At 48.2% G+C, this 17122-nt stretch carries 17 protein-coding genes and 1 other annotated feature; all 17 genes read left to right on the forward strand.

All coding sequences use genetic code 11. The annotated features are described in order from the left end of the window. Nucleotides 1-18 precede the first annotated feature (18 nt). The gene (mraY, locus tag KNO86_RS00140; protein WP_214691760.1) at nucleotides 19-978 is read left to right on the forward strand and encodes a phospho-N-acetylmuramoyl-pentapeptide-transferase; all 960 of its coding nucleotides are present in this window, start codon (nucleotides 19-21) and stop codon (nucleotides 976-978) included. A 13-nt stretch (nucleotides 979-991) separates the two neighbouring features. After that, nucleotides 992-2329, forward strand: a complete 1338-nt coding sequence (gene murD, locus KNO86_RS00145) for a UDP-N-acetylmuramoyl-L-alanine--D-glutamate ligase (RefSeq protein ID WP_214691761.1) — start codon at nucleotides 992-994, stop codon at nucleotides 2327-2329. Then, nucleotides 2326-3402 carry an undecaprenyldiphospho-muramoylpentapeptide beta-N-acetylglucosaminyltransferase gene (murG, locus tag KNO86_RS00150; protein WP_214691762.1) on the forward strand — a complete coding sequence of 359 codons (1077 nt, stop codon included), beginning with the start codon at nucleotides 2326-2328 and terminating at the stop codon, nucleotides 3400-3402. The genes murD and murG overlap by 4 nt, the downstream gene beginning before the upstream one ends. A 14-nt stretch (nucleotides 3403-3416) precedes the next feature. Next, nucleotides 3417-4187, forward strand: a complete 771-nt coding sequence (locus KNO86_RS00155) for a cell division protein FtsQ/DivIB (protein ID WP_214691763.1) — start codon at nucleotides 3417-3419, stop codon at nucleotides 4185-4187. A 228-nt stretch (nucleotides 4188-4415) separates the two neighbouring features. Continuing rightward, nucleotides 4416-5702, forward strand: coding sequence for a cell division protein FtsA (gene ftsA / locus KNO86_RS00160; RefSeq protein WP_214691764.1), 1287 nt, complete (start codon nucleotides 4416-4418; stop codon nucleotides 5700-5702). Between the two features lie 46 nt (nucleotides 5703-5748). Then, a complete protein-coding gene (gene ftsZ, locus KNO86_RS00165) occupies nucleotides 5749-6891 on the forward strand; it encodes a cell division protein FtsZ (protein ID WP_214691765.1) in 1143 nt (380 codons plus the stop codon). Between the two features lie 53 nt (nucleotides 6892-6944). After that, nucleotides 6945-7706 (forward strand): peptidoglycan editing factor PgeF, encoded by a 762-nt coding sequence (pgeF, locus tag KNO86_RS00170; RefSeq protein ID WP_214691766.1) that lies wholly within the window; start codon nucleotides 6945-6947, stop codon nucleotides 7704-7706. Next, the gene (locus KNO86_RS00175) at nucleotides 7703-8356 is read left to right on the forward strand and encodes a YggS family pyridoxal phosphate-dependent enzyme (RefSeq protein WP_214691767.1); all 654 of its coding nucleotides are present in this window, start codon (nucleotides 7703-7705) and stop codon (nucleotides 8354-8356) included. Before pgeF ends, KNO86_RS00175 begins: the two co-directional genes overlap by 4 nt. A gap of 23 nt (nucleotides 8357-8379) precedes the next feature. After that, nucleotides 8380-8850, forward strand: a complete 471-nt coding sequence (locus tag KNO86_RS00180; RefSeq protein ID WP_214691768.1) for a cell division protein SepF — start codon at nucleotides 8380-8382, stop codon at nucleotides 8848-8850. A gap of 4 nt (nucleotides 8851-8854) precedes the next feature. Beyond that, nucleotides 8855-9124 carry a YggT family protein gene (locus KNO86_RS00185; RefSeq protein WP_074034873.1) on the forward strand — a complete coding sequence of 90 codons (270 nt, stop codon included), beginning with the start codon at nucleotides 8855-8857 and terminating at the stop codon, nucleotides 9122-9124. Nucleotides 9125-9127: 3 nt separating this feature from the next. Further along, nucleotides 9128-9898, forward strand: a complete 771-nt coding sequence (locus tag KNO86_RS00190) for a YlmH family RNA-binding protein (protein ID WP_214691769.1) — start codon at nucleotides 9128-9130, stop codon at nucleotides 9896-9898. 19 nt (nucleotides 9899-9917) lie between these two features. Continuing rightward, entirely contained in the window at nucleotides 9918-10466 is a 549-nt protein-coding gene (locus tag KNO86_RS00195; RefSeq protein WP_074034869.1) for a DivIVA domain-containing protein, read from the forward strand. A gap of 3 nt (nucleotides 10467-10469) precedes the next feature. Next, nucleotides 10470-10689, forward strand: a binding site (T-box leader). Between the two features lie 52 nt (nucleotides 10690-10741). Continuing rightward, a complete protein-coding gene (gene ileS, locus KNO86_RS00200) occupies nucleotides 10742-13468 on the forward strand; it encodes an isoleucine--tRNA ligase (RefSeq protein ID WP_214691770.1) in 2727 nt (908 codons plus the stop codon). Nucleotides 13469-13525: 57 nt separating this feature from the next. Continuing rightward, nucleotides 13526-13999, forward strand: a complete 474-nt coding sequence (gene lspA, locus KNO86_RS00205; protein WP_074034865.1) for a signal peptidase II — start codon at nucleotides 13526-13528, stop codon at nucleotides 13997-13999. Continuing rightward, entirely contained in the window at nucleotides 13999-14910 is a 912-nt protein-coding gene (locus KNO86_RS00210) for an RluA family pseudouridine synthase (protein WP_214691771.1), read from the forward strand. The genes lspA and KNO86_RS00210 overlap by 1 nt, the downstream gene beginning before the upstream one ends. A gap of 176 nt (nucleotides 14911-15086) precedes the next feature. Continuing rightward, nucleotides 15087-15644, forward strand: coding sequence for a bifunctional pyr operon transcriptional regulator/uracil phosphoribosyltransferase PyrR (pyrR, locus tag KNO86_RS00215; RefSeq protein WP_251126853.1), 558 nt, complete (start codon nucleotides 15087-15089; stop codon nucleotides 15642-15644). A 50-nt stretch (nucleotides 15645-15694) separates the two neighbouring features. Then, on the forward strand, nucleotides 15695-16999 hold the full coding sequence (locus KNO86_RS00220; RefSeq protein WP_214691773.1) for a uracil-xanthine permease family protein: 1305 nt from the start codon (nucleotides 15695-15697) through the stop codon (nucleotides 16997-16999). Nucleotides 17000-17122 lie beyond the last annotated feature (123 nt).

The raw sequence follows: 17122 nt of genomic DNA on the forward strand, positions 1-17122 counted from the left end.
GAGTAGTGAGGTAGCAATATGTTAATTAGTTTAATCGTCTTAATCAGTGCATTATTAAGTGTATTAATCGTCATGCCGCGAGCTATTCCGGCATTGCGTCAGTTGAAATTTGGACAAGAGATTCGTGATGAAGGTCCGGGCTGGCACCAGAAGAAATCGGGAACGCCGACGATGGGCGGAATCGTCATCTTGCTAGCTATCTTAGTCGGCTTCATCGTATCCGTCATTTTCGGGGAAGCGGTCGCTGGATTCGGGACACTTCTATTCGTGACGATGGCGTTTGGGGTAATCGGATTTTTAGATGACTATATTAAAGTCGTCAATAAACGAAACCTCGGGTTGACGTCACTTCAGAAGTTGATTGGTCAAATTGTCGTATCCGTTCTGTTCGCCTGGTTCCTTTCACTTGGTGGAGAGCTCGATACATCGATCTCGATTCCATTCACATCGATTTCATTTGATACAGGTTGGTTCTATATCGCGATCGTAATCTTCTGGCTCGTCGGCTTCTCAAATGCCGTCAACTTGACGGACGGTCTTGACGGTCTCGTTTCGTTCTCAGCGATTCCAACGTTCACATTCTTTGGGATTTATGCGCTCGCACAAGATGAGCTTGGGATTGCATGGTTCGCATTCGCCGTCGTCGGCGCATTGATTGGGTTCCTCGTTTTCAATAAATATCCGGCGAAGATTTTTATGGGCGATACAGGCTCGCTCGCGTTAGGTGGAGCTGTCGCTGGACTAGCGCTCATGTTGAAACTTGAGTTACTCCTCGTATTCGTCGGGATCATCTTTGTCATCGAGACATTGAGCGTGATCTTGCAAGTTCTTTCATTCAAAACGACAGGGAAGCGCATCTTTAAAATGAGCCCGATTCATCACCACTTCGAAATGGTCGGTTGGTCGGAATGGCGAATCGTCCTTACGTTCGGTGGAATCAGTTTAATTACAGCAGGTTTATCATTACTACTCATGTAAAAGGGTGAGACAGATGGAAAAGCAATGGCACGGTAAAAAAGTTCTCGTCCTCGGCGCCGCTAAGAGCGGAATCGCAGCGGCGACGTATCTGCATCATGCGGGAGCGGAGGTGACGATCAATACGGGGAATATCCCTCCCGAAGACGAGCAGGAAAAAATTCAGTCACTTGGGATTCAATCGGTGTTTAATGAACATCCTCTCGCTTTGTTGAATGAGACAGAGTTGATTGTCAAAAATCCAGGGATTCCGTATCACATTCCGTTGCTTCAAGAAGCGATGTCGCGTGAGATTCCAATCTACACGGAAGTGGAGCTGGCCTATATGGCAACGGACGCAGAATTTGTCGCCATTACAGGTTCGAATGGAAAAACGACGACAACGACACTCGTCTATGAGTTACTCAAAGGTGGAGAGCGCCCGGTTCATCTCGCGGGAAACATCGGATTCCCAGCTATAGAGGTCGCGACAAACGCGAAAGCGGGCGAATTGATTGTCATTGAATTATCGAGCTTTCAGTTGATGGGGGTTGAGTCCTTCCATCCGCGTTCGGCAGCGTTGCTGAATCTATCAGAAGCCCATCTCGATTATCACGGCGACTTCGACTCGTATGCAGATGCAAAAGGAAATTTGTTCCGTCAGATGACACGAGACGACCGAATCGTCGTCAAAGTGACAGACTCCGAAGTGATGAAACGTGTCCCGGCCCATCTTGAACCGAATACGTTCAGTTTTGAGCGAGGAGATGCGTCCGTCGTGGACGGTTGGATCACGGTACGCGGAGAGCGACTCATTCGTGTGAATGAATTGGCATTAGGTGGTGCCCATAACGTCGAGAACGTACTAGCGGCTCTTCTGTTGGTCGAACCGTTTGCACTTCCAAAAGCACACGTCGAGCGAGTATTAAGAAACTTTGGCGGTGTCGCACATCGAACTGAAAGTTTAGGTGATGTTCTCGGACGTGCCGTCTACAATGATTCGAAGGCGACGAACAACGTCGCGGCGGAAGCGGCGCTACGAGGATTTGATGCTCCGATTGTGTGGCTATGTGGAGGACTCGAACGTGGAGCGGACTTATCTTCGCTCGCGCCAGCTCTCTCAAACGTAAAAGCTGTCGTCGCGTATGGTGAGACAAAAGAGCGTTTTAAAGAGCTTGGAGAGTCCCAACAGATTCCGTCTTTCACGGTCGAGACGTTAGCAGACGCCGTTCCACTCGCGTTTGAACAATCTGAGACGGGAGATGTCATTCTCTTATCTCCTGCTTGTGCGAGTTGGGACCAATTCAAGACTTTTGAAGAACGAGGCGAACAATTCGTCCATCTCGTTCGCGCATATGAGGAGGCGAACCGATGAAAGTCATGATTTCTGGTGGAGGTACTGGTGGTCATATTTATCCGGCCCTCGCATTGATTGAGACGTTACAAAAACGTCACCCGAATTTACAGGTACAATACGTGGGAACGGAGAATGGATTAGAAGCCGATCTCGTTCCTCGAGCAGGTGTCCCGTTCAAATCGATTCAAATCGCTGGATTGAAACGGTCCCTCTCTCTTGAGAACTTAAAGACGGCGTACTGGTTCTTGAAAGCTGTCCGCTCTCTTAAAAAAGATATGGCAGCATTCAAACCAGACGTCGTCATTGGAACAGGTGGATTCGTGTCAGGACCGGTCGTCTATACGGCGCAACAACTCGGTATCCCGACCATTTTGCATGAACAAAACAGCATCCCAGGGTTAACGAATAAGTTTTTATCGAAAAAGGCGGATCGGGTCGCCCTTTCATTTAAAGGGTCAGATGTTCATTTCCCTGGGGCAAACGTACGCTTGATTGGAAATCCGCGTGGAAGTGAAGTGCTACAAACGAAAGTCGACGATGCAGCTGTACGAGAACAGTACAATCTGGATGAACGACCAATCGTACTGATTTACGGAGGGAGCCGTGGCGCCGAAGCAATCAACCGTGCCGTCACTGAGGCCATCCCGGCGCTTTCAGACTTACCGATCAACGTGCTCTACGTCACAGGGAAAGTTCATTACGAATCTGTATCGAAAGAAGCACCATCGTCTGAAAACGTACATGTTCATCCGTACGTCTATGACATGCCGGCCTTACTCGCTTGTACGTCAATCGTCGTCTCGCGTGCGGGAGCTTCGACCATTTCTGAATTGACTGCCCTCGGCTTACCGAGCGTATTGATTCCGAGCCCATACGTGACAGCAGACCATCAGACGAAGAACGCCTCTGCCCTTGTTGAAAACGGTGCGGCGTTACTCGTGAAAGAGGAGTCGTTGACAGGGGAAACGCTCGTCGAAGCGATTCGCCAAGTGCTCGACAAACAAGAAGAGATGGCGAACGCATCCCGTGCCCTCGGATTCCCGGACGCGTCGGATGCATTAGCCGACTTAGTAGAAGAAGTCATTCGATAAAGGAGTAGAATCCGATGGAACCAAGCCAACAAACGGTACGCAGTCTAGAAGACCGTATTCCGTACATGAAAAAGCAGCGACGGAAAAAAGCGAACCGTCGGATGTTCTCCGTGCTTTCCTTGTTTGGGATTCTCATCCTACTCGTGGTCTATATGCAAACTTCGATGTCGAACGTGAAAGAAGTGAATGTATCTGGGCTATACTGGCTTGATGAATCCTACGTGTTTCAAGACATGGAACTCGACACATCGACAAAATTTGTCAGTCTATCTCCGAGCAAGATGAGTGACCAAATGGAAAAGTTGCCGGGTGTCAAACGGGTAGACATGGACCGATCTTGGTATAACGTCGTTCACGTCAATGTGACAGAAGAGAAGATGATTGCTTATGCTCGTGCGGAGACGGGAGATGTCGTCGTGTTAGCAGACGGCTCACTTCATCCGACAGGCACTATCACCGACCCTCAGAAGTTAAAAGATGGTCCACTGCTAAGAGAGTTCAATTCGGAAAAAGAACTCGAAAAGATTGCCAGTGAGTTGGAACAAGTCGATGACGCGACGCGAGCCCGAATGTCGGAAGTCATCTTGTCTAAACAAGAGGGAGAGCCGACACGTTACGAAATCTTTATGAATGACGGAAATACGCTTCTCACCCCGACGCTGAAGTTAAGTGAGACCGTTTCGAAATATGGAGAAATCTATGAAAACATTCCGAAAGGTCAGCAAGGAACAGTCGTCATGGATGGTGGTTTTTACTTTGTTCCATACAAGAAAACGAATGAATAATCAGTTATATTACAGTCCTTAGACACATAAGGGCTGTTTTTTTGTCGTTTGTAAACGAATTGATAACGCGAAACCGCTTAAATTGTAGGATTCTACCTTTTCTCACTATCTTATTTGTTGTAAACTTAGACGTGAGATATCTTGTCGAAACCAACAATTTTTTTGGATATCTGTCATATTTGTCATGTAATTTGTACAGGAAAATTATAGAGCGGAGGTGTTTCCCTTTTGGAAGCGAATGGTTATGTGGCCGCATTAGATATTGGAACGTCAGAGATTAAGCTCGTCGTCGGTGAATTGCTCGGCGGAACGCTTAATATTTTGGCAGAAGGGTGTGCACCGTCTGCAGGGGTGAAACGTGGTGCTGTCGTAGACATCGATAAAACTGTCCAAGCGATCAAACAGGCCGTTGAACACGCGGAGACATCGTTAGGTGATCAAATTCGATCTGTATACGTTGCCATTGAAGGGGAACATATCCAAATTGCCCCATGTCATGGAATCGCATCCGTGAAGCGGGAAGATCAGGAAATTACAGATGCAGACGTGATGGAAGTCATCAATTCAGCACAAGTGATGCGATTACCGGATGAGATGAGTGTCATCGATGTAATCCCATCATCATTCACAGTGGATCAACAAACGGGTGTCGTCGATCCTCGTGGAATGCTTGGTTATCGACTAGAAATGCATGGGAAAATGGTTACTGGATCGAAGACAATTTTACATAGTATTCGTCGTTCGATTGAACGTGCCGGATTACACTTAGAAGGATTTATTTTAGGGAACCTCGCGCTCGGTATGAGTGCAGCTTCTGTAGATGAAATCGACCTCGGCATTGGTCTTGTCGATGTCGGGCACGAAAAGACGACGGTCTCGGTATTTTATCGTGGAGATCTCGTTTACTCGTATATCCTTCCAGTCGGTGGAGACCATATGACAAGAGACTTGGTCTATAAGCTAAACTGCAAATATCAAGACGCCAAAGTGGCGAAAGAAGAATACGGTCTCGCACTCGAAGAAATGGCCGATGGAACAGAAGGTTTCTCCTACACGAACATCAATGGGGAAGTAGCGTTCGAACCACAGTCAGAAATTAGCTATGTTTTAGAGGCGAGAATAGAGGAAATGTTTACTCTTATGTTGAATAAGGTTCAAAAAGTAGGTGTTCCGATGCTGAATGGCGGATATCTACTTTGTGGTGGAGCTGCTGCTCTACCAGGTATTCAAGAGTTAGCGACTCGTGTCATGGGTCAAAAGACGAGATTGTATCAACCGTCGTCGATTGGCGTCAGACATCCAAAATACGCGACAGCAGTCGGTGTTTTGAAATATGTCTTAATGAGTGATCATCACGTTTCAAAATCTCAACTCGAAAAACCGGAAGTTCGCTACGAAACGCTTCACAATAAGCAGGAACCGACCGATACTCATGTTGGAGAGAACGAATACGAGACCGATCAAGAGTCGAAAAAAGGTTTTAGTCGTTTGATGGAAAAATTATTTGGCGTTTAAGCTGACGTTGTAATACAACTTGGAAAATAAGTAGGGGGATACCTGAATGATGTACTTTGATGAGGCGATTGACGCCGTAGCAAAAATTAAAGTAATTGGAGTCGGAGGCGGCGGTTCAAACGCCGTTAACCGTATGATTGAACACGGGGTACAAGGAGTTGAGTTCATCGCTGTCAACACAGATGCTCAAGCCTTGAATATGTCGAAAGCCGATGTGAAGCTTCAACTTGGTGCCAAATTGACACGTGGTCTCGGTGCTGGTGCGAATCCTGATATCGGTAAAAAAGCGGCAGAAGAAAGCCGCGAACAATTGATTGAAGCACTCGACGGAGCGGATATGGTCTTCGTCACAGCTGGTATGGGCGGCGGAACAGGAACTGGTGCTGCACCGGTCATCGCTGAGATTTCAAAAGAAATCGGCGCGCTCACAGTCGGTGTCGTCACAAAACCATTCATGTTTGAAGGCCGGAAGCGCATGCAACACGCGCAACATGGGATTCAAGCGTTTAAAGAAAAAGTAGATACACTCATCGTCATTCCAAACGATAAGCTTCTTGAAATCGTGGAACGCAATACACCGATGATTGAAGCGTTCCGTGAAGCGGATAACGTCCTTCGTCAAGGTGTACAAGGGATTACAGACTTGATTGCCATCCCTGGTCTTATCAACCTTGACTTCGCTGACGTGAAGACGATCATGACGGAAAAAGGATCTGCACTTATGGGTGTAGGTGTTGCTACAGGTGAAAACCGTGCCGTTGAAGCAGCGAAGAAAGCAATCTCTTCACCACTTCTCGAATCTTCAATCGAAGGAGCGAAAGGTGTCTTGATGAACATTACAGGTGGGCTCAGCCTTAGCTTGTATGAAGTGACAGAAGCAGCTCAAATCGTTCAAAGTGCCGCAGATGAAGAAGTGAACTTGATCTTCGGTTCAGTCATCAACGAAAACTTGAACGATGAAATCATCGTCACCGTGATCGCAACTGAATTTGCTGAGGAAACACAAGGGGCGAACCCGTTCCTTCAGCAGCCGAAAAAACAGCCTGAGGTTGAGAACAAGGAACCCCAACCAAAAGCAAATGAAGCGGCTCAACAAGACGAAGGGAACTTCCATCGCCCAGTGTATGGAGGGGACGTCCCAGACGAGACGATCAACATCCCTGCGTTCGTGAGACAACGCCGTAACTAAACAACAAGGGGTGCCGTGACTCGGCATCCCTTTTTCTAAAAAAGGAGAAACCGATGCAACTGTTACATACATGGGAAACCGAAACGAATCGCTATCACGCTTACGTGACGACACGGACGAACGGACACAATGCCGGAAACGTCGGTCTTCATGTCGGCGATGATATTGAGGGAGTCATTCAAAATCGTCAATGGTTTTTTCAACAGGCGAATCTTTCGCTAGAAGACTCCGTTTGGGCCGACCAAGTGCACGGGATAACGGTCCAAAGCGTGGATTCAGCGGACAAGGGCAAAGGTGCATTTCGATATGACGAGGCGATTTCGCAAACAGACGGACTGATCACAAAAGAAGAAGCTTTGCCGCTCGCTCTCGTCTTTGCAGATTGCGTACCTCTCTTTTTCTGTGCGAAAGACCATGGAGTCATCGGTGTCGCTCATGCGGGTTGGAAAGGGACCGTCGGTAATATCGTCACGTCCATGATCCAAGCGTTTGAAGAACAAGGCATCGATGCGACAGAAGTGGACATGCTCGTCGGTCCAGCGATTGCTGGGAATGAATATGAGGTCGATCGTCGAGTGCTAGATGCGGTTCAATCCGTTTCGCCGACTGCCTATCAAGAAGCCGTTCGACAGGAGTCAGGCGACCACGCCTTGTTGTCACTCCAAGCCGTCAATGAAGTGTTGGCAAACGAACATGACACGTCCGTCATGCAATCGAATTTATCGACTGGCGCAAGCACCCCGTTTTTCTCGTATCGAGACGGAGAAACGAAACGTCGATTTGCGGCAGTCATCGTCAAGGAGCGTAAATTGTGAGTATTTCAGATAACGTAAAACAAGTTCAATCCATCATGGCAGCTCACGTTCAAGATGTGGAGCCTACTTTGATTGCCGTCACGAAGTCGGTAGGCGTAGATGTGGCCAATGCTCTCTACGCAGAAGGAATTCGTGACTTCGGTGAAAATCGTCCAGATTCCTTACTTGAGAAAGTGAACGGCATGCCAGAAGACGCAAAGTTTCACTTCATCGGCACGTTACAGACACGTAAAGTGAGACAAATCATCGATCACGTGGAAGCTATTCACTCATTGGACCGTTTATCACTCGCTGCAGAGATCGACAAACGAGCGAGCGAGACGATTGATTGCTTCGTTCAAGTGAATACGTCAGGAGAAGATTCAAAACATGGTCTTGAAATAGAGGAAGTTATGCCTTTCATCGAGAACTGTAAACAGTATCCTCATATTCGAATCATCGGGTTGATGACGATGGCACCGTTCACGGAAGAAAAGTCAGTCCTTCGTGAGACGTTCGGTCGTTTACGTCGATTACGTGATGAAGTGACCGCAAAAGGGTTTGAACACGCCCCTTGCACGGAGCTATCGATGGGGATGTCAAACGATTATCCAATCGCGATTGAAGAAGGCGCATCGTTTGTTCGTATTGGTACCGTACTTGTGCAATAATATATCTTAAGGAGGAATCCGTTATGTCAATCAAAAACAAAATGAAAGATTTCTTTGGACTCGAGGAAGATCCGAACAGCACATACGAAGAAGAAGAGTTTGCCGTCGCAAACACATCAGCAACTTCTTCAACTGAAACAGCGGTCGTGAGACAAGAAGATCGCCCAAAATCAGCAAATAATCTCGTGGCATTGAATACGAAGAAGAAAGAACGCTCGAAAGTCGTATTGGCTGAACCACGTGTATTCGCTGAAGCGCAAGATATTAGCGATCAATTGAAAGAAAACCGTGCTGTCATCGTCAATCTTCAGCGCATGTCAAAAGAGCAATCACGTCAAGTCGTCAACTTCCTTTCTGGTGTCGTATATGCGCTAGAAGGATCGATGACTTCGATTGGACATAACACGATTCTGTGTACTCCGAACAATGTCGAATTGACTGGTTCAATCTCAAACTTGATTTCGGAGGATGAACTTCACAGTAAAGGGTGGTAACTGAATGGAAAACGTAATCCCTGCCTTAGGCAATACGTTAAGTACTTTGCTTGGTATTTATAGTTGGGTCCTGATCGGCTATATCTTATTATCATGGTTCCCGAACGCACGTGAATCCATGTTCGGACAAATTTTATCGTTTTTATGTGAACCATTTTTAGCACCGTTCCGACGGATTATCCCACCAATCGGTGGCATGCTCGATATCTCTCCAATCGTCGCATTGTTCGTGCTTCGGATGGCACAAGCCGGTATCGCTGCCATTTTCGGGTGATGTATGAGCGTTTATGATCACTACCGACCAAGTGAACGGGCGTTCGTTGAACAAGTGTTGGATTGGGTACAACAAGTCGAGAACAGCTATGTATTGAAGTTGACGGACTTTTTAGACCCTCGCGAACAGCAAATCGTCAAACAGCTTGTCGGTAAACAGCTCGTCATTCACGACGATGGCGGGTTTGAAGGAGCTGAACGACGTCGGCTGATTTTGGCGCCAGAGTATTATGAGCTGAATACCGATGATTTTGAAATTGAGATTCGTCGTATCGAATATCCGACAAAATTTGTTGACCTGACACATCGACAAGTGACTGGAACTTTACTCAATGCAGGGTTGAAGCGTCAAAAATTTGGTGACGTCGTCCTTGAAGAGGAGATCGTCCAGTTTGCTACGACCCGCGAAGCGGTCGGGTTCATCGAAATGAACTTGGAACGTGTCGGAAAAGCAAGAGTTCGCATTTCTTCTGTTGCGAAGGATGACATACTCGTCGTTCCGAAAACAGAGTGGGTCGAAGGGTTCGGCATCGTCTCTTCGTTGCGATTTGATACGGTTGTGAGCGAGGTACTCAACATATCTCGTCAGAAAGCTCAGGCGCTCGTGAAACACGGTGACTGTAAAGTGAATCATAAAGTCATTGAAGATCCGAGCTTCATCCTTGAACCAGATGATCTTTTATCCGTCCGTGGATACGGTCGTATTAAGATGATGGAGATCCTTGGTTCGACCAAACGTGAAAAGATTAAAATCCAGTATGGAACCATACGTTAAATTTTAGGAGGAAAGTCGAATGGCGTTGACACCGATTGATATTCATAATAAAGAATTCTCTTCCCGTTTTCGTGGGTACGACATCGATGAGGTCAATGAATTTTTAGATCAAATCATTAAAGAGTTTGAACTATTGATTCGTGAGAATCGACGGTATGAAGAACTTGTCAACGATATGCAAGCTCGCATTGACTACTTCTCCTCGATGGAAGATACATTGAACAAGTCGATCATCGTCGCACAAGAAGCAGCGGAAGAAGTGAAGAACAACGCGCAAAAAGAAGCGAGTCTCATCTTGAAACAAGCGGAACGTGAAGCGTACGCTCGTGAAGAAGAAGCGGCACGTAAAGAGCAACTTGCAGAACGTGAAGTCGTTCAAATGCTCAAAAAAGTCGAGTTGTATCGCACACGTTTCCGTGTCCTCGTCGACGCCCAAATGGAGCTCTTAAACAGCACCGAGTGGGAGACGATTGTCGGGGAGCCGCCTGTGCAGACGGTTCTTGACGATAGATCAGAACTTGCGTATAATGACCACGAAGTCACACAGAATGAAGAACAACATGGATAAATGATCAACACGTTGAGTAGGACGCGTCGATCGAGTCATACCTACGAAGCGACTTAGGGACGGTGAGAGCCTAAGAGAAAGACTCGAATCGGTATCCCCTATGAGTCGTCACGCTGAACAAGAGTAAGCGTGACCGCCTGACCTCGTTATCGGTTACCGAGAGCGGTCTCACGAACGTGAGACTAGTAGGGTGGTACCGCGAGTCAACCAACTCGTCCCTATCAGGGATGGGTTGGTTTTTTTGTTTTCTAAAAAATGTTGATGGAGGAGTTTCGATGAACTACAAAGACACGCTATTAATGCCAAACACAGAATTCGCAATGCGTGGGAATTTACCAAAACGCGAACCAGCGATGCAAACAGAATGGGAAGACATGGACCTTTACAACAAGGTGCAAGAAAAAAATGCAGGGAAACCACAATACATCTTACATGATGGTCCTCCATATGCGAACGGAGACATCCACATGGGACATGCGATGAACAAAGTCTTAAAAGACATCATCGTCCGTTTCAAAGGGATGAACGGATACCAGTCTCCAATGATTCCAGGTTGGGATACGCACGGTCTTCCAATCGAGAACGCCCTTCAAAAAGCTGGCGTCAACCGTAAAGAAATGACGGTCGCTGAATTCCGTGAAAAGTGTGCAGAATATGCGATGGAACAAGTGAACTCGCAACGGGAGCAGTTCAAACGTCTCGGTCTTCTTGCAGACTTTGAAAATCCATATATCACGCTCCTTCCGGAATATGAGGCGGCACAAATCCGCTTGTTCGGGACGATGGCTGAAAAAGGATACATCTACAAAGGGAAGAAACCAGTCTACTGGTCGCCGTCTTCGGAGTCTGCACTCGCAGAAGCTGAAATCGAATATTACGATAAAAAATCACCAGCCATCTACGTGGCATTCCGCGTCGTAGACGGAAAAGACACATTGACGTCTGACGATCATTTCGTCATCTGGACGACGACGCCTTGGACAATCCCGGCGAACCTCGGAATCGCAGTGAGTGATGAATTGACGTACACGCGCATCGAACACGAAGGAAAAGGCTATATCGTCGCAGAGACGCTCGTTGAAGAAGTGACGACTGCGCTCGGCTGGACTGATTACACTGTGAGTGGTTCATGGAACGGTCGCGACTTTGAATATATGACGGCCCAACATCCGTTGTATGACCGCACGTCGCTCGTCATGCTCGGCGACCACGTCACAGCGGATGCGACTGGACTCGTCCATACAGCACCAGGGCACGGGGAAGACGATTATCGCGTCGGTCAGGCCTACGGATTAGATGTTCTTTGCCCAGTGGATGACCGTGGTTATATGACGGCAGAAGCGCCTGGTTTCGAAGGATTGTTCTATGAAGATGCGAACAAACAAATCGGGATGAAACTTGAAGAGAACGGCTACTTGCTCAACTTGAAGTTCATCAAACACTCGTACCCGCATGACTGGCGTACGAAAAAACCGGTCATCTTCCGTGCGACACCGCAATGGTTCGCTTCCATCAAAGATTTCCGTGAAGATATGCTCCGTGAAATCGAAGAAGTGAACTGGGTTCCGGAATGGGGAATGACACGTCTTTACAACATGGTCCGTGACCGTGGAGACTGGGTCATCAGTCGTCAACGTGCATGGGGCGTGCCAATCCCAATCTTCTATGCAGAGGATGGAACGGAAATCATCACGAACGAGACGATCGACCACGTCGCAAACTTATTCCGTGAGCACGGCTCGAACGTCTGGTATGAGCGTGAAGCAAAAGACCTTCTTCCTGAAGGATTCACGCATCCGAACAGCCCGAACGGCGAATTCCGTAAAGAACTCGACATCATGGACGTCTGGTTCGATTCAGGTTCTTCACACGCTGGTGTATTAGAGGAACGTGAAAACCTACGTCGCCCGGCTGACCTTTATCTTGAAGGATCTGACCAATACCGTGGTTGGTTCAACTCGTCACTCTCAACAGCTGTTGCGACGACGGGCAAAGCGCCATACCGAAACGTCTTGAGCCACGGTTTCGTTCTTGACGGGGATGGACGTAAGATGTCGAAATCACTCGGTAACACGATTGCGCCAAACGACCTCGTGAAGCAATATGGTGCTGAAATCGTTCGTCTTTGGGTCGCGTCGGTCGACTATCAGTCTGACGTTCGCGCTTCACACGACAACTTTAAACAAGTGTCAGAAGTATACCGTAAGATGCGTAACACGATTCGTTTCCTTCTTGGAAACTTGAACGGATTTGATCCGTCGATGCGTGTCGCATTCAACGACATGCCAGAGGCAGATCGCTTCATGGCAACGAAACTGAAACAACTCCAAGCAAAAGTGGTCAAAGCGTACGACACGTTTGACTTCATGGCGGTGTATCATCTCGTTCATAACTTCTGCGTTAACGAGTTGTCATCGTTCTATCTCGACTTTACAAAAGATATCCTTTATATCGAGCGTGAAGACGATCTCCGCCGTCGTGCCGTTCAGACGGTCATGTACGATGCGGTCGTCCTTTTGACGAAGCTCTTGGCTCCAGTCCTTCCACACACTGCCGATGAGGCGTGGAAAGAGGTTCCTGGGAAGTCGGAAGCAAGCATCTTCTTGACGGATCTAGAAGAAGTGGATGCATTGACTGCTGACGAGCAAACGTTATTAGAGAAATGGTCGAAATTCCTCGTCTTCCGTGACGATGTCCTCAAAGCGATCGAAATCGCACGTGGCGAGAAATTGATCGGGAAACCGCTCGAGGCGAAATTGATTCTCGCACCGAAAGCAGAGACTGCGGCGTTATTGGAAACAATCGATAACGTTAGTCAGTTGCTTCAAGTATCACAAGTAGAATGGGCTGAGACGGCAGACGTCGATTATGCGACGACGAAAATCACAGTCAAGAAAGCAGATGGTGCCGCTTGTGCACGTTGTTGGACATACTCGACAGAGCTTGGACAAAACGAAGAGCATCCTGAGCTTTGCCCACGCTGTGCATCAGTAATCGGTTAAGACGAACCGGAGTGGCGTCCCCACTCCGGTTTCTTAACGGCTTGAAAGGAGACGCATATGAAACGATATTACGGATTGGCCGTCATCTTGATTCTGCTCGATCAACTCACCAAATGGGTGGTCGTTCAGACGATGACAATCGGTCAATCGATTGAAGTCATCCCGAACTTGTTATACTGGACCTCTTATCGCAATAAAGGAGCGGCTTGGGGGATGTTAGAAGGACAGATGGTGTTCTTCTTCATCATCACGATTCTCGTCGTTGCTGGTCTTGTTTACTTCCTGCATAAAGAAGTGAACGGGTATCAGCTTCTCGGATACAGTGTTGGACTGCTCCTGGCCGGTGCAATCGGTAACTTTATCGATCGACTGTTCCGCGGTGAAGTCGTCGATTTTGTTGATACGTATCCGTTTGGCTACAACTTCCCGATTTTTAACGTGGCCGATATGGCACTCACGTTTGGTGTCATCTTGATGGTCATCGGGATTTTATTTGAAGAAAAATTACACAAAGAAAGGGGACAATCGTAATGGAATCCTATACTTTTGTCGCCGATGAAAAGGCAAGGATCGACAAGTGGGTGAGCGACCGTGGAGAATGGTCACGCTCACAAGTACAAGAATGGATTAAGACAGGGGCACTTCTCGTCAATGGCAGTGCCGTCAAACCAAACTATAAGCTCCAAGTGGGCGATGAAATCGAAGTGAACGTCCCGGAAGCGGTGGAACTCGAAGTGTTACCTGAACACATTCCGCTTGAAATCGTATATGAAGATGAAGATATGATTGTCGTCAATAAAGCACGTGGGATGGTCGTTCACCCTGCTGCCGGTCACACGTCTGGAACGCTCGTCAATGCACTTCTCGGACATTGTGATGACCTTTCAGGCATCAATGGCGTCAAGCGCCCTGGAATCGTGCATCGAATCGACAAAGATACGACAGGCCTCCTTATGGTCGCTAAAAATGACTTGGCTCATGAATCACTTGCGAGTCAATTGAAAGATAAGACGATCAAGCGTGAATATATCGCGCTCGTTCACGGCGAACTCGTGCACGAACTCGGGACAATTGAGGCACCGATTGGTCGCGATACGAATGATCGTCAGCGTATGACCGTGACGGACAAGAATGCGAAAGAAGCGGTGACGCATTTCCGCTTGCTCGAGCGCTACAAAGACTTCACGCTCGTCGAGTGTAAACTCGAGACAGGTCGCACACACCAAATCCGTGTGCACATGCGCTATATCGGGCATCCGCTCGCAGGCGACCCAAAATATGGACCACGTCGCACGATCGATTTGGGCGGTCAAGCCCTCCATGCGGCGACGCTCGGTTTCCACCATCCACGTACGAAAGAATGGATGGAATTTGAGGCACCACTTCCTGAAGACTTTAAGGCAGAACTTGCAAAGTTAGATAAAATCGAGAAAACTCGTTGACTTCTGTCACGTTCCGATTTATAGTCTAGGAAGCATAACACCTTTAAACCCAGTCCAGAGAGGCTGTGAAAGGATTGTGACCGCGGTCACACTAACGTCAATTCAACCCGGCACCAGACTGCCGTTTTTGATGAAGACTCCCTTTCCAGCCGGACGAGGGAGTCTTCTTTTTTTGAATGAAGCATGAAAGGAGGAGTGACGTGAAACAGTCCGTCATTTTAGATGAATCAGCCATCCGTCGAGCTTTGACACGAATCGCTCATGAAATCATCGAGCGGAATAAAGGAATCGACGATGTCGTCCTCGTCGGGATCAAGACGAGAGGCGAGACGCTCGCTGACCGACTCGCACGCCGCATCGAAGAGATTGAAGGCAAGCCGGTCGCACTCGGGAATCTCGACATCACGCTTTACCGGGATGACTTATCGAAGAAGTCGTTAGACCCAGAAGTGAAGGCAACAGAGTTGCCGCATGATATTAATGGGAAGACCGTCGTCCTCGTCGACGACGTCCTATATACCGGTCGAACAGTCCGTGCCGCAATGGACGCACTCGTCGACCACGGTCGCCCAGACTATATCCAACTCGCGGTCTTGATTGACCGGGGACATCGGGAGCTTCCGATTCGACCTGATTTCATCGGTAAGAACGTTCCGACATCGAAGTCCGAGCAAGTCGTCGTCCGACTCAGTGAAGTCGATAGGGCAGATGAAGTGACAATCAATCAGCAATAATCTAAAAACCTTTAAGGTGGTCCAGAGAGGCCAGGAAGGAGAAATTCAATATGAAACAACCCGTTCTACACATCCACGAGCGTCCAGCTCACTTTCCACAATGGCTGTTATTCAGTCTTCAACACGTCTTCGCCATGTTCGGAGCGACGATTTTAGTCCCGATTTTAACAGGATTGAATACATCGGTCGCCCTCGTCGCTTCCGGAGTGGCCACGCTCTCATTCTTAGCGATTACACGCTTCAAAGTCCCAACATACCTCGGTTCAAGTTTTGCCTACATCGCCCCAATCATTGCGGTCAGTCAGCAATGGGGTGTCGAAGCCGCACTGTTCGGCGGAATCATTGCCGGCTCGGTATACGGTGTCGTCTCCTTGATCATCTATAAGACAGGCGTCAACTGGTTGCTCCGGTTGCTCCCACCAGTCGTCGTCGGACCGGTCATCATGGTCATCGGCTTGTCGCTCGCGCCGGTCGCCATCGATATGTCGATGAATCAAGACGGAGCTTATAATGGAACGTTCATGACAATCGCACTCCTGACACTTGGAATCACGATGCTCGCCATGACAAAACTGAAAGGGGTTTGGGGAGCGGTTCCAATCCTTTTCGGAATCGTCGGAGGATACGGGATTGCCGCAGCGTTCGGAATCATCGATTACTCACCAATCCAACAAGCAAGCTTGTTCCAACTCCCTGACTTCACGATGGTGTTCGTCGACTACATGCCGATGTGGCAAGTCGGTGCACTCCTTGCCATCGTACCAGTCGCACTCGTTACGATGACGGAGCATATCGGTGATCAAATGGTCACATCTAAAATCATCGGACGAGAGACGATGAAAGATCCTGGCCTTCATCGCACGTTACTCGGTGACGGGGTAGGGAAAGCAGTCGCTTCCGCACTCGGTGGTCCACCATGTACGACATACGGTGAAAACAACGGCGTCATGGCCATCACACGCGTCTACAGTGTCTATGTCATCGCTGGAGCGGCGCTCATGGCCATCAGCTTCGGATTCCTCGGTCATATCGAGGCATTCATCTCAACGATTCCGAATCCAGTCAAAGGTGGCATCTCGATTCTCTTATTCGGGGTCATCGCGTCGAACGGACTACGGACGATGGTAGAGAGCAACGTCGATTTGGCAGAAAAACGCAACTTGATCATCTCATCGGTCATCCTCGTCATCGGGCTAGGTGGTGCGATGATTCAACTCGGCAGCTTCCCTGTACAAGGGATGGCGCTCGCGACGGTAGTCGGGATTCTCTTAAACGCCATCTTACCGAAAGAAGAAGTTGAGACGGTCGTGCAAGTCAACACAACTGAAGAAACGAAACAAGCAAGTAACTTTTAATTCGATCCCGTGAGGTCGGCAAAGTGAAGGCTCGTTTATTTGGGTGTACCTTGCCCAAATAAAGGCGTCCCTTCACATCGGTGAAGAGGCGCCTTTTCTCTTTGCCTCTAACAAAAGGAGGAG

The sequence above is a fragment of the Exiguobacterium sp. s160 genome, assembly GCF_018617575.1.
GTDB lineage: Bacteria > Bacillota > Bacilli > Exiguobacteriales > Exiguobacteriaceae > Exiguobacterium > Exiguobacterium aestuarii_A.